29 protein-coding genes and 1 tRNA gene are annotated in these 24,663 nt (G+C 39.0%); 9 read left to right on the plus strand and 21 right to left on the minus strand.

Translation table 11 applies throughout. From position 1 onward, the window contains the following. The coding region (locus tag P375_RS04760; RefSeq protein WP_245176424.1) for a tRNA1(Val) (adenine(37)-N6)-methyltransferase at nucleotides 1-616 on the minus strand (616 nt) is incomplete at its 3' end. Between the two features lie 91 nt (nucleotides 617-707). Here P375_RS04760 and srmB point away from each other — a divergent pair. The 6 genes from srmB to trpS all read left to right on the plus strand — a co-directional run bounded on the left by srmB (nucleotide 708) and on the right by trpS (nucleotide 7,325). Further along, nucleotides 708-2,051, plus strand: coding sequence for an ATP-dependent RNA helicase SrmB (gene srmB / locus P375_RS04765; protein ID WP_039134964.1), 1,344 nt, complete (start codon nucleotides 708-710; stop codon nucleotides 2,049-2,051). Nucleotides 2,052-2,060: 9 nt separating this feature from the next. After that, complete coding sequence (glmU, locus tag P375_RS04770) at nucleotides 2,061-3,446, plus strand: bifunctional UDP-N-acetylglucosamine diphosphorylase/glucosamine-1-phosphate N-acetyltransferase GlmU (RefSeq protein WP_039134967.1); 1,386 nt, start codon at nucleotides 2,061-2,063, stop codon at nucleotides 3,444-3,446. A gap of 209 nt (nucleotides 3,447-3,655) precedes the next feature. Next, complete coding sequence (locus P375_RS04775; RefSeq protein ID WP_039134969.1) at nucleotides 3,656-4,798, plus strand: N-acetylneuraminate epimerase; 1,143 nt, start codon at nucleotides 3,656-3,658, stop codon at nucleotides 4,796-4,798. Nucleotides 4,799-4,961: 163 nt separating this feature from the next. Then, entirely contained in the window at nucleotides 4,962-5,636 is a 675-nt protein-coding gene (rpe, locus tag P375_RS04780) for a ribulose-phosphate 3-epimerase (RefSeq protein ID WP_039134972.1), read from the plus strand. A 12-nt stretch (nucleotides 5,637-5,648) separates the two neighbouring features. Continuing rightward, complete coding sequence (locus P375_RS04785; protein ID WP_039134974.1) at nucleotides 5,649-6,311, plus strand: phosphoglycolate phosphatase; 663 nt, start codon at nucleotides 5,649-5,651, stop codon at nucleotides 6,309-6,311. Between the two features lie 15 nt (nucleotides 6,312-6,326). Then, nucleotides 6,327-7,325, plus strand: a complete 999-nt coding sequence (gene trpS / locus P375_RS04790; protein ID WP_039134975.1) for a tryptophan--tRNA ligase — start codon at nucleotides 6,327-6,329, stop codon at nucleotides 7,323-7,325. A 50-nt stretch (nucleotides 7,326-7,375) separates the two neighbouring features. Here the strand turns inward: trpS and xerD are convergent, their stop codons facing one another. Continuing rightward, nucleotides 7,376-8,269: a site-specific tyrosine recombinase XerD gene (xerD, locus tag P375_RS04795; RefSeq protein ID WP_039134977.1), complete on the minus strand. Its 894-nt coding sequence runs from the start codon at nucleotides 8,267-8,269 to the stop codon at nucleotides 7,376-7,378. Nucleotides 8,270-8,460: 191 nt separating this feature from the next. Between xerD and P375_RS04800 the strand changes: the two genes are divergently transcribed. Together P375_RS04800 and P375_RS04805 are read left to right on the plus strand one after the other, a co-directional pair. Next, nucleotides 8,461-9,786: a sodium-dependent transporter gene (locus P375_RS04800; RefSeq protein ID WP_039134980.1), complete on the plus strand. Its 1,326-nt coding sequence runs from the start codon at nucleotides 8,461-8,463 to the stop codon at nucleotides 9,784-9,786. A gap of 255 nt (nucleotides 9,787-10,041) precedes the next feature. After that, nucleotides 10,042-11,031 (plus strand): amidohydrolase family protein, encoded by a 990-nt coding sequence (locus P375_RS04805; RefSeq protein ID WP_013746467.1) that lies wholly within the window; start codon nucleotides 10,042-10,044, stop codon nucleotides 11,029-11,031. A gap of 90 nt (nucleotides 11,032-11,121) precedes the next feature. On the opposite strand, the gene P375_RS04810 is transcribed toward P375_RS04805, so the two are convergent. The 14 genes from P375_RS04810 to P375_RS04875 all read right to left on the minus strand — a co-directional run bounded on the left by P375_RS04810 (nucleotide 11,122) and on the right by P375_RS04875 (nucleotide 20,303). Continuing rightward, nucleotides 11,122-11,949, minus strand: coding sequence for a class II glutamine amidotransferase (locus P375_RS04810; protein ID WP_039134983.1), 828 nt, complete (start codon nucleotides 11,947-11,949; stop codon nucleotides 11,122-11,124). Nucleotides 11,950-12,041: 92 nt separating this feature from the next. Next, nucleotides 12,042-12,539, minus strand: coding sequence for a tRNA adenosine(34) deaminase TadA (gene tadA, locus P375_RS04815; RefSeq protein ID WP_021461418.1), 498 nt, complete (start codon nucleotides 12,537-12,539; stop codon nucleotides 12,042-12,044). A gap of 611 nt (nucleotides 12,540-13,150) precedes the next feature. Continuing rightward, nucleotides 13,151-15,328 carry a DUF927 domain-containing protein gene (locus tag P375_RS04820; RefSeq protein ID WP_084598491.1) on the minus strand — a complete coding sequence of 726 codons (2,178 nt, stop codon included), beginning with the start codon at nucleotides 15,326-15,328 and terminating at the stop codon, nucleotides 13,151-13,153. A 62-nt stretch (nucleotides 15,329-15,390) separates the two neighbouring features. Continuing rightward, nucleotides 15,391-15,633: a hypothetical protein gene (locus P375_RS04825; protein ID WP_155275088.1), complete on the minus strand. Its 243-nt coding sequence runs from the start codon at nucleotides 15,631-15,633 to the stop codon at nucleotides 15,391-15,393. Next, on the minus strand, nucleotides 15,630-15,836 hold the full coding sequence (locus tag P375_RS04830) for a hypothetical protein (protein ID WP_039134993.1): 207 nt from the start codon (nucleotides 15,834-15,836) through the stop codon (nucleotides 15,630-15,632). The genes P375_RS04825 and P375_RS04830 overlap by 4 nt, the downstream gene beginning before the upstream one ends. A gap of 10 nt (nucleotides 15,837-15,846) precedes the next feature. Beyond that, nucleotides 15,847-16,368 (minus strand): ash family protein, encoded by a 522-nt coding sequence (locus P375_RS04835; protein WP_052121797.1) that lies wholly within the window; start codon nucleotides 16,366-16,368, stop codon nucleotides 15,847-15,849. Then, nucleotides 16,361-16,807, minus strand: coding sequence for an ash family protein (locus P375_RS04840; RefSeq protein ID WP_167333062.1), 447 nt, complete (start codon nucleotides 16,805-16,807; stop codon nucleotides 16,361-16,363). Before P375_RS04840 ends, P375_RS04835 begins: the two co-directional genes overlap by 8 nt. 134 nt (nucleotides 16,808-16,941) lie before the next feature. Further along, complete coding sequence (locus tag P375_RS04845) at nucleotides 16,942-17,205, minus strand: hypothetical protein (RefSeq protein ID WP_018346112.1); 264 nt, start codon at nucleotides 17,203-17,205, stop codon at nucleotides 16,942-16,944. A 14-nt stretch (nucleotides 17,206-17,219) separates the two neighbouring features. Then, nucleotides 17,220-17,405 carry a hypothetical protein gene (locus P375_RS04850; protein ID WP_039134996.1) on the minus strand — a complete coding sequence of 62 codons (186 nt, stop codon included), beginning with the start codon at nucleotides 17,403-17,405 and terminating at the stop codon, nucleotides 17,220-17,222. 11 nt (nucleotides 17,406-17,416) lie between these two features. After that, entirely contained in the window at nucleotides 17,417-17,605 is a 189-nt protein-coding gene (locus P375_RS04855) for a helix-turn-helix transcriptional regulator (RefSeq protein ID WP_018346110.1), read from the minus strand. A gap of 11 nt (nucleotides 17,606-17,616) precedes the next feature. Continuing rightward, complete coding sequence (locus P375_RS04860; RefSeq protein ID WP_052121799.1) at nucleotides 17,617-18,609, minus strand: phage major capsid protein, P2 family; 993 nt, start codon at nucleotides 18,607-18,609, stop codon at nucleotides 17,617-17,619. Nucleotides 18,610-18,848: 239 nt separating this feature from the next. Further along, nucleotides 18,849-19,220: a hypothetical protein gene (locus P375_RS04865; protein WP_039134999.1), complete on the minus strand. Its 372-nt coding sequence runs from the start codon at nucleotides 19,218-19,220 to the stop codon at nucleotides 18,849-18,851. A 212-nt stretch (nucleotides 19,221-19,432) separates the two neighbouring features. Beyond that, nucleotides 19,433-20,098 (minus strand): hypothetical protein, encoded by a 666-nt coding sequence (locus P375_RS04870; protein WP_039135002.1) that lies wholly within the window; start codon nucleotides 20,096-20,098, stop codon nucleotides 19,433-19,435. Next, on the minus strand, nucleotides 20,085-20,303 hold the full coding sequence (locus P375_RS04875; protein WP_021461409.1) for a helix-turn-helix transcriptional regulator: 219 nt from the start codon (nucleotides 20,301-20,303) through the stop codon (nucleotides 20,085-20,087). Before P375_RS04875 ends, P375_RS04870 begins: the two co-directional genes overlap by 14 nt. 478 nt (nucleotides 20,304-20,781) lie before the next feature. On the opposite strand from P375_RS04875, the gene P375_RS12980 reads away from it, so the two are divergent. Continuing rightward, nucleotides 20,782-20,964: an ogr/Delta-like zinc finger family protein gene (locus P375_RS12980; protein WP_018346105.1), complete on the plus strand. Its 183-nt coding sequence runs from the start codon at nucleotides 20,782-20,784 to the stop codon at nucleotides 20,962-20,964. Nucleotides 20,965-20,983: 19 nt separating this feature from the next. Here the strand turns inward: P375_RS12980 and P375_RS04880 are convergent, their stop codons facing one another. The 5 genes from P375_RS04880 to lptB all read right to left on the minus strand — a co-directional run bounded on the left by P375_RS04880 (nucleotide 20,984) and on the right by lptB (nucleotide 24,654). Then, a complete protein-coding gene (locus P375_RS04880; protein WP_039135006.1) occupies nucleotides 20,984-22,195 on the minus strand; it encodes a tyrosine-type recombinase/integrase in 1,212 nt (403 codons plus the stop codon). Nucleotides 22,196-22,405: 210 nt separating this feature from the next. Continuing rightward, nucleotides 22,406-22,482: transfer RNA gene (locus tag P375_RS04885), tRNA-Arg, on the minus strand. Between the two features lie 14 nt (nucleotides 22,483-22,496). Further along, on the minus strand, nucleotides 22,497-23,366 hold the full coding sequence (gene rapZ / locus P375_RS04890; RefSeq protein ID WP_013746240.1) for an RNase adapter RapZ: 870 nt from the start codon (nucleotides 23,364-23,366) through the stop codon (nucleotides 22,497-22,499). A gap of 32 nt (nucleotides 23,367-23,398) precedes the next feature. Next, nucleotides 23,399-23,914: a PTS IIA-like nitrogen regulatory protein PtsN gene (gene ptsN, locus P375_RS04895; RefSeq protein ID WP_039135009.1), complete on the minus strand. Its 516-nt coding sequence runs from the start codon at nucleotides 23,912-23,914 to the stop codon at nucleotides 23,399-23,401. 14 nt (nucleotides 23,915-23,928) lie between these two features. Further along, complete coding sequence (gene lptB, locus P375_RS04900; RefSeq protein WP_013746238.1) at nucleotides 23,929-24,654, minus strand: LPS export ABC transporter ATP-binding protein; 726 nt, start codon at nucleotides 24,652-24,654, stop codon at nucleotides 23,929-23,931. Nucleotides 24,655-24,663 lie beyond the last annotated feature (9 nt).

The following is a 24,663-nucleotide window of genomic DNA, read 5'->3' on the forward strand; positions in this document are numbered from 1 at the left end:
GGGTCAGATCAAACATTCTTTGTGGCATTTTTCCCTCTTTGGTAATAACGTAACAAATTTCTGTACAACACAGTTTTGATGAGGTTGCCAACAATTGCTGTTGCAAAAAGATTCCTGCTTGAAACGGTAATACAAATTGTATTTTACCGCTCATACTTAGACAATTTTCAGCGGCAAGCAACCAATCCAAATGGGATAAATCACCAATATAACGTGCAGTTTCTCTAGATTGATCCCTACATTGATTAGCACGTTCAAAATAGGGCGGATTTGCTACAATAAGATCGAAACGCTGTGATATTTCTCGACAAAATTGCTGCATAGATTGATGATAAATCGTAACTCGCTCCGACCACGGCGAAATCGCCACATTATCGACTGCCTGACAATAGGCATTTTCTTCAATTTCCACGCCGACAATTTGACAATCCGCCGTACTTCTTTGTGCCAACATCAAAGCAATTAATCCAGTGCCACAACCTAAATCTAATATCCGTTTTGCACCGACAATATCCGCCCACGCACCAAGCAGAACCCCGTCTGTACCTACTTTCATTGCACTGCGGTCATGATAAATTTTAAATTGCTTAAACTGAAAACAGTCTGATTTTGCCATTGTTAAAATCGTTCGGATCAGGATTGAATAGCGATATTTTAATAAAATTTCGCTATAATTCGAGGCTGATTTTTTATTTTCGAGAATTTTTATGACCATTCCTAATTTTGACGAATTTGATCTTGATCCGCAATTACTCAAGGCATTAGCCCAAAAAGGCTTAAATCGTCCGACTGCCATCCAAATTGATGCAATTCCTGCGGCAATGGATGGACACGACGTTTTAGGCTCTTCACCAACTGGTACCGGAAAAACCATCGCTTTTTTATTACCGGCAATTCAACATCTATTAGATTTTCCTCGCCGTAAACCGGGTGCGCCACGAGTTTTAGTGCTGACACCAACCAGAGAATTAGCAATGCAGGTTGCTGAACAGGCACGACAATTAGCACAATTCACCTCTTTAAATATCGCCACCATTACCGGAGGTGTCGCTTATCAAAATCACGGCGAAATTTTCAATAAAAATCAAGATATGGTCATAGCTACGCCCGGACGTTTGCTCCAGTACATTCAGGAAGAAAATTTCGATTGTCGTGCGGTAGAAATCTTAATTTTTGATGAAGCAGATCGAATGTTGCAAATGGGCTTCGGTCAGGATGCTGAACGTATTGCCGCTGAAACCCGTTGGCGCAAGCAGACAATGCTCTTCTCCGCCACACTTGAAGGCGAAGAGTTAAACAATTTTGCACAACGTTTATTGGATAATCCGGTTGAGGTGAATGCAGAACCGAGCCGCCGTGAACGTAAAAAGATTCAACAATGGTATTACCACGCCGACAGCAAAGAACACAAAATCAAATTGTTGGCTCGTGTCATTGTTGACGAAAAAGTAAGCAGAGGTATTGTATTCGTACGCCATCGTGAAGAAGTGCGTGAACTGGCTGAGATTTTGCGTAAACGAGGTATCCGTAGCACCTATTTAGAAGGTGAAATGGCACAAACACAACGCAATAATGCAATTGAGAAATTGCGTGATGGCGTAGTAACAATTTTGGTCGCAACCAATGTGGCTGCTCGTGGTATTGATATTGATGATATATCACACGTTTTCAATTTTGATCTACCTTATAACGCCGATGTTTATCTACACCGTATCGGACGTACCGCCAGAGCCGGTAAAAAAGGTTGTGCGATCTCTTTTGTTGAAGCGCACGATTATCCCTTGCTTGGTAAAATTTGCCGTTACACCGGCGAAATTCTGAAGGCTAGAGTGATTGACGATCTTGCGCCTCGTACAAAAGCACCGAAAGTGAATGAGATCAAAAAAGTCATCAAGAAAAAGAAAGCACATTTAAAACAAAAACGGCAACAAGCCAAAGAACAAACCAGCAAGAAAAAAGTAAAATTACGTCATCGTGATAGTAAAAATATCGGTAAACGTCGAGTTCCTACCGCATTGCGTATGGCGCAACAAAATAATTCTGAACAGTAAGGAGAATTTATGTCATCTCTTCCATTTAGTGTCGTGATTTTAGCAGCCGGTAAAGGCACTCGTATGTACTCTGATTTGCCTAAGGTGTTGCACCCTATCGCCGGTAAACCGATGGTTAAACACGTGATTGATACCGTATCCCAACTTGGAGCCAATCAGATCCATTTAGTCTATGGACACGGTGCAGAATTGCTGCAACAACGTCTTGCCAACGAAAAAGTAAATTGGGTATTGCAGGCACAACAACTCGGCACCGGTCACGCAATGCAACAGGCAGCACCTTATTTTAATGATAATGAAACCATTGTAATGTTATTTGGTGATGGTCCTTTGATCAGTGCAGAAACTATCCAGCAATTAATTGCTGCAAAACCGGAAAACGGCATTGCACTCTTAACCGTTAAACTGGACGATCCGACCGGTTACGGACGTATTTTGCGTGAAAACAATCAGGCGGACGGCAATATTATCGGCATTGTTGAGCAGAAAGATGCCTCCGCTGAACAGCTAAAAATTCAAGAAATTAACACCGGTCTGCTCGCTTGTGACGGCAAAAACCTGAAAAAATGGTTATCACAATTAACCAATAATAACGCACAAAAAGAGTATTACATCACCGATATTATCGCTATGGCGCACCACGACGGTTGCAAAGTGGTTTCTGTTCATCCGCAAGATCCAATGGAAGTGGAAGGTGTCAACAATCGTCTACAATTAGCCCGCTTGGAACGTTATTACCAACAAAAAAATGCGGAACGTCTTTTATTGGAAGGCGTGATGTTGGCAGATCCGAACCGTTTTGATCTTCGTGGCGAGTTGATTCACGGCAAAGATGTCGAAATTGATATTAATGTCATTATCGAAGGCAACGTTAAACTCGGCGATCGTGTCAAAATCGGTGCCGGTTGCGTGCTAAAAAATGTTGAAGTTGCAGATGATGTGGAAATCAAACCCTATTCCGTTTTTGAAGATGCCGTGATCGGAAAAGGTGCTCAGGTCGGACCATTCTCCCGATTACGTCCGGGTGCGGTATTGGCGGATAATGTTCACGTCGGTAACTTTGTGGAAATCAAAAAAGCGACTGTCGGTGTCGGCTCCAAAGTGAACCACTTAACCTATGTCGGTGATGCCGTGATCGGTAAAGATTGCAACCTTGGTGCCGGTGTCATCACTTGCAACTATGACGGTGCCAATAAATTCCAAACCACGATCGGTGATAACGTTTTCGTGGGTTCCGATGTGCAGCTGGTTGCTCCGGTTTCTGTCGCAGATGGTGCAACTATCGGTGCCGGTTCTACCATCACCAAAGATATTGCCGAAAATGAATTGGTGATTACGCGTGTGCCACAAAAACATATCCAAGGTTGGCAACGCCCTACCAAGAAAAAAGCATAATTAAACACCATTAAAGCTTAAAATTTAGACAAAATGCAGCGAAAACAGCGCTGCATTTTGTTATTTTTGTGATCTCGTCCAAACTTCTGAAAATTAAAGGTATCCTCCATATTTACAAATATAATGGAGTAGTCTTATCATTAGTCTATCTTTTAACCCATTCAGTGTCGTATTTAGAATGGTCTATTCACAAACTCAGAGGTGATCTTATGAAATTACAAAAAACCGTTCTTCATTCAATGATCGTTGCCGGTCTTTCATTAGCCGCTTTTGCAGCACAAGCCGGACAATACCCTGATCTTCCGGTCGGGATTAAAAGCGGCGGCGGCGCATTAATCGGTGACACTGTTTATGTCGGGTTAGGTTCAGGTGCAGATAAGTTTTATGCCCTTAATTTGAAAGATGCGAAAGCCGGTTGGAAAGAGATTGCTACATTCCCTGGTGGTGATCGTTCACAACCTGTGGTCAGCGCCGTTGACGGCAAACTCTATGTTTTCGGCGGCTTACAAAAAAATGAAAAAGGTGAATTACAGCTTGTTAATGATGCCTATAGCTACAATCCGCAAGACAACACTTGGAGCAAATTACCGACTCGCTCACCGCTTGGTTTAGTTGGTGCAACCGGTGTAAATTATGGTGATAAAGTTTATGTGATTGGCGGTTCAAATCTTTCTATCTTTAACGGTTACTTCCAAGATTACACCGCAGCCGGTGATGATCAGGCGAAGAAAGATGCGGTAATGGCAGCCTATTTCAATCAACGTCCACAAGATTACTTCTTCAATACCACATTCTTCAGCTATCAACCATCAACCAATAAATGGCGTAATGAAGGACAGCTTCCATTTTCAGGACGTGCCGGTGCGGCGGTTACCGTAAACGGCGATGTACTCACTGTAATTAACGGTGAAATCAAACCGGGCTTAAGAACAGCAGAAACAGAGCAAGGTAAATTCAATAAACACGGCACTGTCGATTGGAAAAATTTACCTAACTTACCTAAACCGCAAAAAGGCACAGCACAAGACGGTTTAGCAGGTGCATATGCCGGTTATAGCAACGGTCACCTTTTAGTCACCGGAGGTGCTAACTTCCCAGGCGCAACCAAACAGTTCAAAGAAGGCAAACTCTTTGCTCACCAAGGTTTGAAAAAAGCCTATCAAACCGCAGTCTACAGTTTGGATAAAGGCAAATGGAAAGTGGTCGGCAATTTACCGGCAGGTGCAGGCTATGGCGTCAGCGTATCTTACGGTAACAAAGTATTACTCATCGGTGGTGAAACTGATGGCGGTAAGGCTTTAACCTCCGTACAGGAATTAAGCTTTGATGGCAAAAAACTTACCGTTGAATAACCCTCCCTCCTCTTGAGTTAATCAACATCAGCACGGCAAATGCCGTGCTTTTTTGTATCTGCCATATTATTTCAATAGTACCAATTAGAAACTTCTGCTATTAAAAATACTGATTAAGTAGTACACTACTTGCGTTTATTGCGTTGACTATTGGGAGCTGATTATGAAACCTTATCTTATTGCACCGTCCATTTTATCCGCCAATCTTGCTCATCTTGGCGATGATGTAAAAAAGGTGCTATCTGCCGGAGCTGATGTTATCCATTTTGATGTGATGGACAACCATTATGTGCCGAATTTAACTTTCGGACCTGCAGTTTGTCAGGCTTTACGCGATGACGGCATTACCGCTCCTATTGATGTGCATTTAATGGTGAAGCCGGTTGATCGTTTAATTCCCGATTTTGCCAAAGCCGGAGCTACTTCAATCACATTTCATCCTGAAGCAAGTGAACATATCGATCGCTCATTACAATTAATCAAAGATCTCGGCTGTCAAGCAGGGTTAGTATTTAATCCAGCCACACCGTTACATTATTTAGATCACGTTATGGATAAACTTGACATTATTTTAATTATGTCAGTTAATCCTGGGTTCGGCGGACAATCTTTTATTCCACACGCATTAGATAAATTGCGTCAAGCCCGTCAACGCATTACTTCAAGCAACCGAGATATTCGTTTAGAAGTAGATGGTGGTGTTAAAGTGGATAACATCGCTGAAATTGCTCGTGCCGGTGCGGATATGTTTGTTGCCGGATCGGCAATTTTCGGTCAGCCTGATTATCAACAGGTTATTCAAGCAATGCGTGAGCAACTTGCTCACGCCCATAAATAATAAGGAAAAACTATGAGTCAATTTAAAGCTATCGGTTTTGATCTAGATGGAACATTGGTTAACAGTTTACCGGATCTCGCTTTAGCCGTTAGCAATACATTAAAGGAATTAAATTTACCAACACCCAATGAAGAGTTAGTGTTAACTTGGATTGGTAATGGCGCAGATATTTTATTAGCACGTGCATTGGAATGGGCAAATTTTTCTCCGAATACTGAGCAGTTAATGCAGATTAAATCCCGTTTTAACTACTATTACGGTGAAAATATTTGTAATAAAAGTCAGTTATTTCCAAATGTAAAACAGACTTTAGAACAATTAAAACAGAAAGGGTTTATTCTAGCGGTAGTCACCAACAAACCGACCCAACACGTCATTCCGGTGTTGAAAGCATTCGGTATTGAGCATCTGTTCTCCGAAACATTGGGCGGTCAATCATTACCAGCAATTAAGCCTCACCCTGCACCATTATTTTATCTATGTGGTAAATTCGGGATTTTGCCTAAAGAATTATTATTTGTCGGTGATTCTAAAAATGACATTTTAGCTGCTCGTGCCGCCGGCTGTTCAGTGGTCGGGTTAACTTACGGTTACAACTATAATATTCCGATTGCTAATTCTCATCCTGATTGGGTGTTTAGTGATTTTGCACAAATTTTAACTATTGTTGAATAGAATGAAGGAAAGAAAATGAGTAAACCTATTGTATTTAGCGGCGTTCAGCCTTCCGGTGAATTGACGATTGGTAACTATCTCGGTGCTTTACGCCAATGGGTTAAAATGCAGGATGATTATGAATGTTTATTCTGTGTGGTAGATTTGCACGCTATTACTGTCCGTCAAGATCCGGTTGCTTTGCATAAAGCGACTTTAGATGTTCTGGCACTTTATTTGGCTTGCGGTATTGATCCGAATAAAAGCACAATTTTCGTACAATCTCACGTGCCTGAGCATACGCAATTAGCGTGGGTGTTAAATTGTTACACCTATTTCGGCGAAATGGGGCGTATGACACAATTTAAAGATAAATCCGCACGCTATGAAGGCAATGTCAGCGTTGGCTTGTTTACTTATCCGGTTTTGATGGCGGCAGATATTTTGTTATATCAAGCCAAACAAGTGCCGGTCGGCGATGACCAAAAACAACATCTTGAAATCACACGTGATATTGCGCAACGTTTCAATGCGCTTTATGGCGATATTTTCACTATTCCAGAAGTTTTCATTCCAAAAGCCGGCGCAAGAGTGATGTCCTTGCTTGATCCGAATAAAAAAATGTCAAAATCGGATGACAATCGCAATAATGTGATTGGCTTATTGGAAGATCCGAAAGCGGTGGCGAAAAAAATCAAACGTGCAGTGACCGACTCTGAAGAACCGCCTCGCGTAAAATTTGATGTTGAAAATAAACCGGGCGTGTCCAATTTATTAAGCATTCTCTCGGCGATTACTGAAAAGTCCATTCCAGAATTGGAATCTGAATTTGAAGGCAAAATGTATGGTCATCTAAAAGGTGCAGTTGCAGATGAAGTAAGCGCAATGTTAACTCAATTACAAGAACGTTATTACCATTTCCGCAATGATGAAACATTATTAAATAATATCTTGCACGAAGGTGCAGCAAAAGCAAGAGCAAAAGCAAAAGAAACCTTGGATAAGGTTTACCAAGCTGTAGGTTTTGTAAAATAATTCTCTCTGTTTCAAGGTGCGCTGATCGCACCTTGAATTTTTCCTGTCATTTATCCACGAGGATGGAATTTGCTATGTAACTGTTTTAAGCGTTCTTTGGCAACGTGTGTATAAATTTGCGTTGTAGAAAGATCACTATGCCCCAATAACATCTGTACTACACGCAGATCAGCACCGTGATTAACTAAATGTGTAGCAAAAGCGTGCCGCAAAACGTGCGGCGATAATTTATCTGCATCAATATTTGCTAAACTAGCATAATGTTTAATACGATACCAAAATGTCTGTCGTGTCATCAATTTACCCTGTCGGCTTGGAAATAAAATATCACTGCTCTGCCCGCCTAACAATTCTGTTCTACCATAAAGAATAAATTGTTGTATCCAATAATTAGCCTCTTCGCCGATCGGCACTAATCTTTCTTTGTCCGCTTTACCGATAACCCGCACCACACCTTGCTGCAAATTGATATTATTTGTCGTTAAAGAAACCAATTCGCTCACTCGCAAACCGGTCGCATATAACAACTCCAACATTGCTTTATCACGCAGTTCCAACGCATTTTCTGTTGCCGGTGTATTTAACAGATCGGTCACTTGGCTTTCAGTTAAATATTTCGGCAAACGTGCCGGTAATTTTGGTGAAGTGAGCAGTGAACAAGGATTATCCTCACGATACTTTTCCTGATACAGATATTGGAACAGTTTCCGCATTGCACTTAACATTCGTGAATAACTTGTCGCTTTATAGCCTTGTTGTAAACGTTCACCAAGAAACGCCTGCAAATTAAGATACTGCACCTGTTGCAAGGTTAAATGATGCTTTTCCAGCCATTCACTCAGAAATTTAAGATCCGAACGATAACTGGCGATAGTATTTTGCGATAAATTTTTGCCTAGCCAAAGTTCATCAAGAAAAAGGTTGATTAACGTGCTGTCTTTCATTTGGGTTTTAATTAAAACGTTATCGGGTATAATGTGCCGCAAATTGTCAATAATAACGGACTTTATCGCTATTCTCGCTCCGCCGCAAGGTTGGAGCGTGATTTTTTGATAAACCGTTTAAATCTTATTCCAGTTCAACTTATTGGCATTACTTTTTATACAAATTTTTTATTTCATTTGAGGATTATTTTATGGCTCGTTCACAATGGGGGTCACGCCTTGGCTTTATTTTGGCATCCGCCGGTTCTGCCATCGGCTTAGGCGCAGTGTGGAAATTCCCTTATGTTACCGCCACACAAGGCGGCGGCGCATTCTTGTTAATTTATCTTTTTATCAGTCTGACTTTAGGCTTAATTCTGATGGCTACCGAAATGGCGATCGGTCGAGCCACACACTTAGGGCCAATCGGTGCATTCCGCAAATTAGGCAATAACAAATGGTCCATTATCGGCATTATGGGCGTATTGGTTGCCTTTTTTATTCTCTCTTTTTATAGCGTGGTCGGCGGTTGGACGGTCGCTTATTTGGTGAAATCAATGACCGGAAGCATTGCCGGCTCCACCGATCCCACCATCAATGGCAATTTGTTCTCTTCTTTTATCACCGATCCTTGGCAACCGCTTATTTACCACTTTATTTTCGGTTTCCTCACTCTGTTTACCGTCGTTTCAGGCGTGGAAAAAGGGATTGAACGCATCTCTAAATATTTAATGCCAATCCTGTTGATTTTAATGTTGGTTTTAATCGGTCGTGCCGTTTCACTGCCGGGAGCAATCGAAGGCATTAAATTCTTTTTACTGCCGGATTTCGGCAAAATTGATGGTAAAACCTGGTTAGAAGCACTTGGTTTGGCATTTTTCTCTTTGTCTTTAGGCATTGGCATTATGATTACCTACGGTTCGTATGTCGGCCCTGAGGCGAAATTGGTCAGCTCATCCGTCTGGGTGATTCTGCTTACATTATTAACCTGTGTTCTTTCCGGTTTAATGGTGTTACCGGCAGTTTTTGCTTTCGGCTTTGAACCCGGTGCCGGTCCCGGCTTAACCTTTATCACAATGCCGGCAGTCTTCGCCAGTATGCCGTTCGGGCATCTATTGGCAATGCTGTTTTTCGCCTTATTGTTAGTCGCAGCATTAACCTCTTCGATCTCTTTGCTTGAAGTGTTAGTCAGTTTTCTGATTGATGAATTTAAATTACATCGTCTTAAAGCCGGTGTTATTTCATTCGTGCTATTTTTCTTGCTCGGTATCGGTGCTTCCCTCTCTTTGGGGGCTTGGAGCGAATACAAAATCTTCGGTTACAATATTTTTGACGCCTTGGATAAATCGACACAGAATCTATTGATGCCGTTGGGTGAAATTTTGTTAACGCTGTTCGTTGCTTGGTGGCGTTGGGATAAAATCAGAGCGCAAATTTGTGCTACCGATACCATTTGGACAACGCTATTACGGCTGTTATTAGGTATCGTTATTCCATTGATAATCTTTGCAATTTTCTTGCAAGGCATTTTGGCGTAAAAATAATTAATGAAAAGTGGTTGAGTTTTCAATGAATACTCTTTATACTGCCGCCCCAGTGCTTATAGACTGGAACCAAAAATGCAAGTTTATCAAACAAACAGCGTGGCAAACTCAGCTTATCAACAAGTGGTAAAATTAAGTCCATTGTTGTTTGTTATTTATTTTTAAAATCCTCATTTATTGAGGATTTTTTTTTGCTTGCGATTCAGGTTTCACTCATTCAACCAATAAATCAACACTGGAGCAAACACAATGAACCATATTCGTACTTTTAAAGCCTATGTGCGTGACGAAATTATCAAAAAAGGCGGTTGGGTAAATTCTCATGCTCACGCAGACCGCGCATTCACAATGACCCCAGAAAAAATGCATATTTATCACAACAGCAATCTGCAACAAAAATGGGATTTGGTGGATGAGGTGAAACGTAATTCCAGCGTTGAAGATTATTACGCCCGCTTCAGCCAAGCCATCGAGTTAATGATTTCGCAAGGCGTTACCGCTTTCGGCACATTCGTAGATATCGATCCTATCTGTGAAGATCGCGCCATTATCGCAGCGCACAAAGCAAGAGAAGTCTATAAAAATGACATTGAATTGAAATTCGCCAATCAAACACTGAAAGGCGTCATCGATCCGGTGGCAAAACATTGGTTCGATTTAGGTTCTGAAATGGTCGATATTATCGGTGGCTTACCTTACCGTGATGAGTTGGAATACGGTAAAGGTTTGGAAGCAATGGATATTCTGATGGATAAAGCGAAATCCTTGGGGAAAATGTTGCACGTCCACGTTGACCAATTTAATACGCCGGAAGAGAAAGAAACCGAACAGTTATGTGATAAATCGATTGAACACGGAATGGAAGGGCGTGTTGTGGCGATTCACGGCATTTCTATCGGTGCGCACTCTCGTGAATATCGTTATAAACTGTATGAAAAGATGCGTCAGGCGAAAATGATGATTATCGCTTGCCCAATGGCGTGGATTGACAGCAACCGTAAAGAGGATTTGATGCCGTTCCATAATGCCTTAACGCCGGCAGATGAAATGATTCCGGAAGGGATTACGGTTGCAATCGGTACGGATAATATCTGTGACTATATGGTGCCGTTATGCGAAGGCGATATGTGGCAGGAGCTTAGCCTTTTAACAGCCGGCTGCCGTTTCCCTCATTTAGAGCAGATGGTCGACATCGCCAGCACCAACGGTCGTAAAGTATTAGGGTTAGATCCTTATTAATATTTTGTTCTATATGCCTATTCCCCGGCATAAAAAAGATGGCGTATATAACGCCATCTTTTCACATTTCATTGGGAACAAATTCAACGCTTAAGCAATTTTCATATTACCAAGTGTGCCATCATCCTTAATTTCTTGCTCAACCCCAACAATTTCCCTCACCTTTTCCCCATCCTTGAACATCACAAAGCCACCGTGTGCCATTTTGGTCCAATGTTCATTTTTGGTAAGCGGTTGGGTTGAGATAATGGTCACTTTATCACCCGGTTTAGCATAATCATTAAAATCAATAAAGCCGTCATCATCCACACGGAATGCCTTACCGAACGGTGCTTTACGTGTTAGATAGTGCAAAAATGTTGAACAATGCGCAATCATAAACTGCCCATTGGATAAAATAAAATTAAATGTACCCAGTTTTGACAACTCTTGACTAACTTCGTAAACAGCATCAAAAATTTCATCTTCGCCCGGTTTACGCAAATAACGACGTTTTAAAAACTCGGTCATATAGCAAAACGCCGCTTCGGAATCAGTGGTGCCGATAGGTTGTGCTCGGCAATCGGATAAATCAGGCAATGTGGTTAAATTACCATTATGGGCAAACACCCAATTTTCACCCCAAATTTCACGCATAAACGGATGAGTATTCTCTAGATTTACATTGCCCTGTGTCGCCTTACGAATATGTGCAATCACATTGAGTGACTTGATATGATATTGCTTCACGCAATCAGCAATCGGTGAAGAGCTGCAAGGTTTATCATCACGGAAAACGCGCACACCTTTGCCTTCAAAAAACGCAATGCCGAAGCCATCTGAATGGCAATCGGTAATACCGGCACGACGGCGAAACCCTTCAAATGAGAACACGATATCGGTCGGTGTATTACAATTCATTCCCAATAATTGACACATAAACAAACCTACATACGAAAAGTTAAAATTTCAGGCTGTACATTATAAATCATAATTCACATATGAGTAGTAAGGATATTAATAATAATTTGTTATATGACATAGGCTTTAGTTTGTTTTGCCTGTTTCTGTTCAGCTCGCCTTTTTTGAAAGAATTGACTGATTTTGGCACTACACTCCTCTGCCAACACGCCGGCAGTAATTTCCACAATGTGATTCATTCGATAATCTTCAAACAGATGAAAACGTGAACCGATGGCTCCGGTTTTATAGTCGCTTGCACCAAACACCAAGCGTTTAATGCGGCTATGTAAAATAGCACCGGCACACATTGGGCAAGGCTCCAGCGTTACATAAAGTGTTAAATTCAATAGCCGATAATTCTGCAATTTCTGCCCTGCTTGGCGTAAAGCCATAATCTCGGCGTGGGCAGTCGGGTCGGATAAAGTGATCGATTGATTCCAGCCTTCTGCCACAATATTACCCTGCTCATCCACCAGCACTGCACCGACAGGAATCTCTCCCATCATCGCCGCTTTATCCGCCAATGCTAGCGCATATTGCATAAACTTCTGATCTTCATTAGACATAACTATTTGATTTAATTGGATAAATTAATAAAATGGCGAACGTGGGCAACTTCAATCTTTAATGATAACTTATTGATTTTATTCGCTTTATTCATCAACTCTAAATGTATTGGGTAGTTAAATGGGGAGTAATAACGCCCCCTTTGATTGAGCGATCCTATCAAAAAAGAAAAAATATGTATATCAGCCAAAAAATTTATTTTTGTTAAAAAAATGTTTCTTTTTTTGTGCTGTTGATATGTTGGCGTTTTTGCTTGCGTGAGTGTTTCCGGCTGGGTGAGTGTAAAACGGCTGGGACGCTGGGCAAATGGGACACGAAAAAAAAGATATTTATAATCAATTAGTTAAAGTCATTTTTTTGTCCCATCCTATATGGGCAGAATAGGGAAATTTTAAGGGACACTATTTTTAGTTAATTTTTAATTTGGGCAACTTGGGACAAATTAAAAACTTTTGGGACTTAATAAAAATTATAAATTATTGATATTATTATATATATTTATATCTGTCCCAATTGTCCCATATGTACCATATATATTTATCATCTTGAGGAAAAATTTTTGATGTTCTGCCAATAAAAAAGCCGGCTATTTTTGCCGGCTCTTGATATGTTAATTATTTGTTTCATTTTGTGGCGTTTCTTGTTCCTCGACTTCTACCGGATAAACTAGATAAACTCTCGGCCTTCGCTCGTCCAAATGCTTTGGCAATCTAACTAAATATTCTCGGTCTTTCTCGTTTCCCCTAGCCAACATTCCAACATCAGCCAAAATAGGGCAAGCGATTTTTAACGGATATTCGCCTAACGCTTCCTTAAAGGCTTTTGGATAAATATAAAAATGTTCCTGTTCCTCTGTGTTTTGCCTTGCCAATATTCTATAACCTGCGGTGTTCTTGATTGGGCTTTCTATCGGTTTAAATGGATATTCAATAAATCGGCTATCTCTGTTTTCAAAAATCCAGCCTAGCAACTGTTCAGGAATAACCGTCTTTTCTCGGTTATTCGTGCCAAAATCAGAAAGCCAATCATTAAAACATTTTATTAATGCTTCGCTGTTCTGTTTTTCGTTCCATAACGTCAAATTAGCGGCTAATTGCAAGGCGGTTTCTAAAATAGCAAAACGGCTGGCAACTCTTTGCACTTGTGAGCTGGCTTCTTCTGGCAATCTGTTAAGCCATTGTTGATTATAGGCTTTATAAGTTTCCGCTACTAACGCTTTATTCTCTGTTAAAAAAGCGATCCATTTGCGCCCTATCACGCCATAATTTTTTAACGCCATTTCATTGAGGTGGTCGGCGTGTGCTTTTTGGTTAGTGAATTCGCCTAATTGCGCCGGCTCTGAAATAGGAATATTGAGCAAGCGCACCAATTGACCGGCGTTGATAGCTATACCTTTGCTTTGCAGGTAAGTTTCTAGGTCTTTTTCGCCGGTTGATAAAGCGGTGATTTTCCAGCGGTTGATCTCTTGGTTTCCGCCCTCTTTCATTCCTTGAATGCGTCCGCTGCCATTAAACAGTGAATAAGCGATATTTTCAACTTCATAAAATCGCTTGGCTTGCCCTAACTCGTCAAGCGTGATAAATCCATCATTCCGTGCGGTTGCTTCGTTGTTAATGCCTTGCGGTGTGGTGTTCCACGTTAAAATAATTTCTTTCGGGTTGCCATAAACGCTATTGGCAATATTTAGGGTGGTTGTTTTGCCTTTGCTTGATTGGTTGTAAAGGTGAACGCCAAACGGCTCGGCGTTAAGTAAATTTAGAAGAGGACTCGCCAACGCGGTGGCAACGCCTAACATCATCGTGGCATTGCCTACAACATAACGCCCTATTTCATTTTGCCAACTTTCCAACGTGCCGGCGGTGCTGTAGCCGTGCTTGCTTGCGCTTTTAGCTGTGAATGCGATTGGCTGGCTTGGGTTGCCTATAATCTCGCCATTCGGTAATAAATAAGCACCGCCTTGCCATCCGGTCATATTGGTTACAATCCAATTTTGAGTGCATTCGCCTTTGGCGTGAAAATAATCAACAAGCTGCTTTAACTGTTCACAAGCGGACATTCTCAAACCGTTATTTTTAAAATGATCCCACGCTTGCGCCTTACCTAAATCAGCTGCTGGAATAGCTTCCCTAACAATGGTTTTATTTAGTGCGTGCTTCCATTCAAATATATAGTAAAAATGGTTATTTTGATTGATACCACGTCCAACAATAGCAAGATTATCACAAAGCCACGTCGCTTTTTCGTTGATAATATCGCCTTCTTTATCTGTTTTAGGAACAACATAATATAAACCGCTTAACTTGCCATCTCGATATTCAATATAAGGCAACGTTTTATCTTCAATTTCCGGCATTGTCATTTTTTGCACGGTTTCCGCTACGCTGTCGCCCTCTCTAATTCTTTTGATATAACCGCTTAAGTCTTGTTCTAATTCGCCTACATTGTTGCATAACAACACGCTGTCCGCTTCGGTGTGCTTGGCTAAGTTAATGCAAATACTATCAATTTGATCACTGCTTAACGTGCCATATTGAACGATACGGATCGCTTTTTGATTTTCCGGCGCAATTCTAAAAAGCCTCAAATCTTGCAATTGGTCATAACCTAAAATCACTGGCTTTTGCTTGTAATCGCTTCTTATTCGTTCCGTTAATAAATGCCAATATTGCCCGTTTCCATTTCCCCACGCTTGCCACGCTTCACTACCGGCTAAAATGATCATTTCATTAAGCGGTGCATTCGGTTGATCTTTTAAAAAAGGGGCTTTTTTTAGTTTTCCGTTCATCATAATACCTTCTTTAAAAAATAGCGTTGTTGCTCTGAAACAGAACAACAACGCCTTGTTAAATATTATTTATTTTGATTAGCTAAACTGTATAAACTCTTAACTAAATCACTGCACATAGCCTCCGCTTTTTCCATATAGGGTGCTTGCGACATCAGCAATGACTGTATTTTTCCTGTTGCATTTTTGGGGTCGTAAATAATAATTTCTTCAGCCAACATTAAAACGTCTTTTATCACTGAAAGGCTTGTCGCTACTTCTTCTGATAAGTTATAAAGATCTTTAAAATTATTTTGTGTATCCATCATCTCCCCCTCGCTTTTCTTCTTGCTTGTTTCTGTTGTTGCAACTGTCTTTTTCTTTTATTGGCTATTTCTCGTTTTCGCTTGCGTTCTTCTTTCATTGCTCTGAATTGGTCATAATCAGGAAATAAATTGCGCATTTGTTCCAAATCGGGTGCGAAAAATTCAATAACTGCGCCATTGGCTAATGTAATTTTTTCAGTGATCATAATTACCGCCTTATTTAGCCAATTTGTGGAAAGTATTAATGCCATTCTTGCCGGTGTTATATACATTTAACACAACAAAAAATGGGCTAACTTTTGCAACTGCCTGACTTAACGTTTCGGCGTTAATTTTCAGCGTATAACGTGGGAATAGTGAGATTGGTTTTTGGGTGTTGCGTAAGTCAAAACGGCTCACGGCTTTGAATTGATAGATCATTGCTAATAGTCCTTTGGGTAATTTTTCAAAGACTACCGCTAGACTTCTCACAGTCGGGCGGTAGAACGTAACAGGGTGAGAAACTAGCACCAAAGGAACACTAGCCACGCTTAAAGCGTGCCTATTACGCTCTACCATTGATGAACACGCCTTAAATTGGCGTTCTTTAGGTGTGCGAAAATTACGAACAAAAAAAGCACGGGTTGGCGTGCTGTTCGCCTCTGGTATATTCAGCTTCTCACGGCTGGCTTTCGATTTTGCGAAAGCGTGGCAAGTGTAAGCTGGTTTAGGTGAGTTTGTCAAGGCTAAATTACGCATAATTTCCCCCCTTAATTCTTGCGATAAAAATAGCTTTATCACGGGGTAAATTTAAAAATTGGCGTGCTTTTGCCTCGCTGTTGGCATAGGTTGAAACGTGTAGGCGTGTGCCTAGCAATAAGAATTTGTAGATCATTGCTAATAGTCCTGTAAATAATTGTTCAAGGGCTATCGCTAAACTTGTCACGGATTGGCGATAGCGTGTAGCAGGGTGACAAACTGCCTTTACAGGAAAGCAGCCAACCGCAGAGGGTTGCCCACTACACGCCATCATAGATTGAATTACCGCTAGGCGGTTTTCTTGGGGTGTGTGAAATCTACGAACAAAAAAAGCACGTTTTGGCGTGCTGTTCGCCTGTAAAATATTCAGCTTGTCACGGCTGGCTTTCGATTTTGCGAAAGCGTTCGTAAAATAACGTGGTTTATATTTTTTTGTCAAGTATAAATTAATATTATTTTCTGTTTTTAAAGCAAAACAGTAGCTTTTTTTGTTATTTATCATATAATTAAATCCGTTGTTCGTTCAAACAACAACCATACAAGTTAAAAAGGATAAAAGTAACAGTGCAATCATCAACGGTTTTTGGTGATTGCGCTTTTTTTTAATAATCGTTTTTTTATTTCTTCATCCTGTTGCCATTGGTGGTTGTCTGCCACTGAATGGAATTCAGCCAATTGAATTTGCGAAAGTTCCGCATTAATCACGCCTTTTAAATGACAATCAGCGCAATAAACGCTCGCTTGAGTCAAGCAAGCGCTCGGTCTTTGAGAGTCCCTGATGTTTAAACCATTTCCGCATATAGGGCATTTAATCAATAAACCTTTTAACCGCTTCACTTCCCCTCTCCTACTTAAACTGCAAAATTTATTTTTTTATTATTTCGCTGTTCATCGCTTAATTTCTGCGCTCCTGTTTTAGCAGCGTTGAAATATTGCGCATTTTCTTCCTCTTTCTTAGCCATCATTCTGACAAAGCTAACTTGCTCTTTAATAGGCAATTTATTGAATGCCGTTAATAGCTCTTTTGCTGTATTCATACTTTCCGCCTTTAATTAATTGACTTATTCGGGTTATTTTTTGCGATCCAATCTTGAATATCAGATAGCGACCATCTGTTATAGCGACCATATTTAATCGGTTTTGGAAAATCGCCATTTTTTAATAATTTATAAATTGTTGATTTGCTGCCAATACCAATCTTCGTGACTTCTTTCATTGTTAATAACTTTGTTTCCATTTTTCCTCCGGCTAACTTAAAATAATATTTTTTTCATTTACTGCTGCCATTAAATTTAAATCCTCAACAACATAGCATTGTCTGCGATAAAAACGATAAACAAGCTGCTTCTTCTCTTCATCATTTTTTATTGAAAATCTGCAACTTATTGGATCAATATAGAAACTTAAATTAGATAATGTTGTAATTGCTGCGCCTTTTGCCGGAAAATTCGGCGGAGTGATAACTGGTAAACCGGCTATAACGTTTTGAAATTTAATAGATTCAAGCTCTGCATTGTGAATAGCTTTACTTGTATCTATTAATAAATTCTCTTGTTTTGAAATTAAATCTCTTCCAATCATAAGAAATAGATCATTTCTTTGTTGGTGATGTGGTAATAGCTTGCTTTTTAATGCAAAAGCCAGTTCGGACAATGTTTTATAATCCGCATTTTCGCCAAAAACCTTTATAATATTTTGTTCTTTTCCTTGTTGGATAATGTTTTCCGGTTTCTGTTCCTCAAATAATTTTAACCATCCTTTATCAACATCGGATAAGTCTGTATTTTCAGTCATTAAAGCGGAATTTTTCCCATTCCAGCCAATCTGCAAAATATCAAAAACGATAGTGGATAAAATGCGTTCTAGATATTCATTTTTTAAATCTTTCTCATACAAATCAGCTAGACTGTCTAAATGATTCCAGCTAAAAGCAATACCAGTATCGACCTCTTGCAATTCAAATTTAAAGCCGTCCGAACCTAAATTTGCGCTTTGTCGAGCCTCTCTTCTTCCTGTTGCTGGGCTTGTTATGACTCCTTTAAATTTATTTCCTTGTAAGTTATTCGCTAAAACAAGATTAATTTGATTAAAAAAGTCTGATTTAGAAAATAGAGTTTTGATAAACTCAATTCCACCCTGTTTTCCTGTTTCTAAATGCTCATAAATGCTGGATATAGGTTGGCTGCTGTAATCATTAAAAATTTCTGAAATAATCTGATTAATTTTCGCTCTGTTTTTCATAACTTCTCCGCCTGTGTTGTTTATCTATAAAAAATTTTTTGCATCTTCTAACGTTCGCCAACGTTCTTGAATGATTGCAAGCGGATTTTATAAAGCGGACAAAATGAAATTTGTCAAATTGGCAAAAATTTTTTAAATCTGACAAAATTAATTTTTAAATTATTGTTCTATAACAATTTAAAACACAAATAAAAAAGGCTTAAGTCTGCCGACTTAAGCCTTTCTATAATCTGTTATTATTATTTATGATTTAATTCTTTAATAATGTCATTAATATGTGTTCTGATAGTAGTGTTTCCTCTGGTATTATTTATAATCTTCCCTTCATTCCTAAGTTTCTCAGTCACTGAAACAATTTTATCTGCTATTGCGTTGCAATTGTAACTATTGTCCGCTTTCAGCATCTTTTTTCGCTTTAAAGGATATTCAAAATTAGGATTAGCAAGACAAATCAGACCTTTTATTATTTGTTTATAGGTTTCTTCTTTTTGCGTGCCTAATTCATTACAAGCAACATTTTTTTCGGGTTCTCTGATAACCTTGTTAATTTCCTTTTCTCTATAAAGCTGGTATGTTTCATCAATGTTCTTTCTTAGAATATCTGTTCCCATAATCATTCACCACACTCTGTAAAAGTAACGGTATTTTAATCTATAGTTTATATTAGTTCAATATGGTTTTTATCGTTTTTTATGAATAAAAAACCGCACTCAAGGTGCGGTTCAAATTATTTTTGTTACAAAACTATCTTAAAGCAGCTTTTATTTGCTTTTAGCAACTTTTATATATTAAAGTTGCTTTTATCTGCTTTTTACTGCTTTAATTACAAAGCTTCTTTTAACTCATTTATTTTATTTTCTCTATTAAAGACGCTAGTTTTAATTTCAAAAAGTTTATTATATCCTGTTAATTCAATAACTGGGGCTAATTCAATCCTATCTACTAACAACTCATTGATTTTACTAATAAAACCTTTTTTCATTTCCTCGCTATTTTTAAATCTAAATGGTGTATATGGATTGCAAAAGAAACTAAAAAATATATTAAAATCTTCCATTATTTCACTTGAAAAAATATTTTTAGCTATCCATTCTCTACCATATTCATATAATTTACTATAAGCCAACCTAATATCATCATCAGCTTTTTTATAATCGGTAAGTAATAAATATTCTTTTTTCTTCTCCAGCTTGCTATTTGCAAATTTGAAAGCATTTTGTTTTTTTTCGTTTATTACCATTGAATCTGTAAACTCATCAATTTTAGAAACGGAAGAAATAACATCACCGCTCATAGTAATATCATTTATTTGCTGTTGTAGTTCTTCACTGTCTGAATCCAAAGCTTTTATTATATTTTTATTTCTGTCTATGGTTTTTTGTATATCCACTATTTTATCTTGTATCTGATAAAAAAATGTTTCTTTCTGTTTAACTGTCGCTAACAATTCTTTGAATTGTTCATCTTTTCTAAGTCTATCTAATAGCATTTTGTCTCCTTGTTTTATACTCATTAATTTTACTATTGATCCATTGGTCAACTTCGCTTTCAAGCCATACAACAACTTTATCAGATATAGGGATATTGCTCGGGAATGATCCATCTTTCATATATTTATAAATTGTTCCTTTGCTCAATCCTGTTTTTTTTATCACTTCATTTAATCTGATAAACCTTTCTTTATCATTACCCATTTTATATTCCTTGAAATTTAACGCTATATAACTCTATTCAACTTCATAGAATATAAAAATATTAGTCTCGTTATATAAAAATAGAAATATATTGATAATGTGATAAGCCTCATCACATAAAAAGAATGATATTATTAGCGTTAGTAGTTCAATAAATAGACATATAGATAAAATTTCACGGAAAAACGCACGTCACGAAAAATTCACTCGCTCACCCTCGTTTTTTATAATAAATTTTTGTATTTTTTCAGTTAAGTTTCAGCGTTAAAAATTTCTAATCTATTGAAAATAAAGAAAATATCCTCTTTTTTTCCTGTTTTCTTAACTGAAAAAATTACAGTTAATTTCAGTATTTTTCAGTTATGAAAAAGTGATAAAATTAGCAACCACAAAATAAGTTATTGTTATATAACAGATTTTTTTAAATTTACGTGATAACAATTGCTAAAAAAATCATTTCAGTTAATAGGGGGGCCCAATGCCTAGAACACTGACTCATAAATGCACTGTATGCCAAAGCAAAGCGAAAATATTAAACGTTAAAGCAATCAATCAGGATTTATCTGAAATAGAATTCTTTTGCACAAACGAACAATGTAAACATCAATTTGTAATGCGCATCAGCTTCAGCCATACCACAAAAGAACCGCACCAAAAGTAGTGCGGCCCTATAAAATCAGCTATAACGCTTTAATAGCTTCAATTTTGCAACTTTCCACATAATCCCCCCACTCTTGCATTATCTCTTTTCTCGCTTTCCATTTTCTGGATCTATCATATGCCGCGCGAACCTTCCCTTTGTTCTCGTGCGCCAAACACAATTCTATCGCTTCTGAAGAAAATCGATCCAACTCGTGCAAATAAGTACTAGCAATCGACCGCAAGCCGTGCGAAACCAATATCCCTTTAAATCCCATCCTTTTTAACGCTACATTTGCGGACTGCGTGCTCATTGGCTTGTCATAAGGTGCGGAATAGCTAGCAAATATATGTTTTCTATTGCCTGTAAATTGCCTCATCTGCTTTAAAATATAAAGTGCCTGCTTAGATAACGGAACGCTATGCGCTCGCTTCCTGCCTTTCATTTTTTCAGCTGGAATATGAACCGCATCATTTTCAAAATCTATCTCTGACCATTCAACACTTACCGCTTCCGCCGGTCGTAACATTGTTAATAATTGCCATTCAATCAACAATGCTGTAGGGCGTTGAATATTGGCATTATTCAACGCTCTAAATAAACTGGGTAATTTATGCGGAGCTATTGTGGGCTGGTGTTCTGGAGGAATATAGTTAAATTCTTCGTGCAATCTACGCAAAGGATTTTTATTAATCAAATCTTCATCCTCTGCCATCTGCAATATTTGCCTTAACGAAACATTAATTTTATAAAGTGTATTAGTATTCTTTAATGCTTCCAACGCCGGCATAACAGAAGATATTGACACGTCCTTTATCGGTAAATTGCCAATAACCGGCAAAATATGGATCTCAATTCGCCTATAGGCTTCGTTAATAGTTTCTATTTTAAATTTCTTTTGACTTATTCTCTTATCCTTCCATTTTTTCGCCATTTCCGACAATGTAATGTTTTCATACAGCAATTTATTTTTCTGTTCCTGCAAATATTCAACCGGATCAATATTTCTCAATAAAAGGCTTTTATAGGTCTGTGCCAACTCTCTAGCTGCCGCTAAAGATAAAAACGGATATTCACCCAAACTGATCTTTCTTGAACGATTTAAAAACTTATAGGAAAAATACCAATATTTAGATCCATTTGAACGAACTCTTATATAAAGCCCGTTTCCGTCTGATTTTGTGTACTCTTTATTTGTTGGTTTTAAGTTTTGAATAGCGGTATTGGTTAATGGTTTTACTATTCTGCTCATCGTCTTTAGCCTCTTTTTTATGAAAGATAACGGAAATTTAACTCCCCAAAAATTATCCATCTAACGTGGGGAGTTAAATGGGGAGTTAAAAAACAAATTTATAAGCAATCATAAAAAACCGCTAAAACACATAAAAAGAAGATAAATACTTGTTTTTAAAAAGATTTAGCAGCACTAAAGAACGTTGGCGAACGTTGGAAAACCTAAAAATGGCGAACGTGGGCGGGTTCGAACCGCCGACCTATCCCTTAGGAGGGGATTGCTCTATCCAGCTGAGCTACACATTCGCAAAATTGAGGAGTTAATTTGTACTGTTTTTATGTTCTTGACGAATCAAGGAGTTGTGCTGAATTTTAATATTTTTTCCTTTCGCTTTAAAGTATTCCGCTAACTGTTGCGCAATATAAACGGAACGATGTTTACCGCCGGTGCAGCCGATACAAATCGTCAAATAACTGCGGTTATTCTGTTCCAATAAAGGCAACCAAGTTTCAATATAGTTACAGGTGGAATAGAGAAATTCACGCACGACATCATATTGACGCAGAAAGTCGATTATTGGCTGATCCAGACCGGTTAAAGGGCGCAATTTCGGTTCCCAATGCGGATTCGGCAAAAAGCGCACATCAAAAATATAATCCGCATCTTGTGGAATTCCATACTTAAAACCAAACGATTTAATGATGATTTGCAACTCTTTATCGGCATTACCGCGCACAAATTCACGTAATTTTTCCGCCAACTGGTGAGTGGAAAGATTGGTGGTATCGATAATAAAATTAGCGTGCTGGAACAGTGGCTCAAGCCGCTCTTTTTCCAAATCAATCGATCCTTCCAACGAGAGATTCTCTTTAGACAATGGATGTAAACGGCGCGTATCACTATAACGGCGAATCAAACTGTTACGATCTGCATCAAGATAGATAATTTTCGTATTACAGGAGTGCGGCAGTTGTTCCAAAATCGATTCCAGTTCCTTTGCATCCAGCGGAATATTACGAATATCAACACTAATCGCAACTGTCTGCTGTCCACTACCTAATTTCTCAATCAATTGGGGAATAAGAAACAACGGCAAATTATCAATACAGTAATAACCGATATCCTCAAGCGCTTTTAATGCAACGGATTTCCCTGCCCCAGAACGACCGCTAATAATCACAAGTTCCATAAATCGATCCCCCACACTCAACGAAAAGCTATTTATCTAGTTTGCTCGCTTTCCTTGATTTCTTCCACCTGTTCCACCTGATCATCCTGATGTTCCGAATGATCAAAAGCAACAAAAATAGACCATACTTCTTCCGGATTTTTTGCCAAACGTAATTGCTTACACAGATTCTTATCTGAAAAACATTCCGCTAAATAAGGCAATAACGCCGAACAGCTTGAACAACAGGTTTCCGGAATCAGAATTGCGAAGATTAAATCAACATCACGATGATCGGCTGATTCATATTTTATTGGTGTATCCAACTGCAAAAACACTGCCACCGGTTTATCACCCACCGCTAATTTTGCGTGCGGAATGGCAATGCCGTTATTGATGCCGGTATTGCCCATTTTTTCTCGATTAAACAACGCTTCAAAACAGGTGATTTCGCTCTCTTCCGTTTGTGGTGAGATTAAACTGCAAATCAGCTCGAATGCTCGCTTCTTACTTGAACAGAGCAAACCGGTACGAATATTTTGCGGTTGTAAAAAATCAGTGATTTTCATATTTCAGCCACTTGTTACAGTTTAAAATGTTCGCCCAGATAAACGCGTTTGACGTGCTCATCCGCCAACACCTGCTGCGGCGTGCCATCGGCAATCATCGTGCCTGCGCTCACAATATAAGCTCGTTCGCAAACATCCAAGGTTTCACGCACATTGTGGTCGGTGATCAGCACCCCCAAACCACGATCACGCAACCCTTTGATAATATTTTTAATATCCAATACGGAAATCGGGTCAACCCCGGCAAAAGGCTCATCCAACAAAATAAATTTCGGATTTGCTGCCAATGCACGCGCAATCTCAACCCGACGGCGTTCACCTCCGGATAATGATTGACCGATATTGTCTTTAATATGGGTAATATGAAACTCTTCCAACAGGCGTTCCAATTCATCAACACGCTGTTCTTTACTTAAATCCTTACGAATTTCCAGCACTGCCATCAAATTGTCATACACAGATAAACGGCGGAAAATGGAAGCTTCCTGAGGCAAATAACCAATGCCCTGCTTGGCACGCTGATGCATCGGCAGACGGCTGATATCTTGATTATCAATGGTGATCTTGCCTTGATCGTGGCTAATCAACCCCACCACCATATAAAAAGTTGTTGTTTTACCGGCACCGTTCGGCCCAAGCAATCCAACAATTTCACCGGAATTAATCGTTAAACTGACACCATTAACCACCGGACGACCTTTATAACTTTTACTTAACTGTTCAGCAGATAAAACTGACATAAATATGCT

The organism is Gallibacterium genomosp. 2, assembly GCF_000771895.1.
Classification (GTDB): Bacteria; Pseudomonadota; Gammaproteobacteria; order Enterobacterales; family Pasteurellaceae; genus Gallibacterium.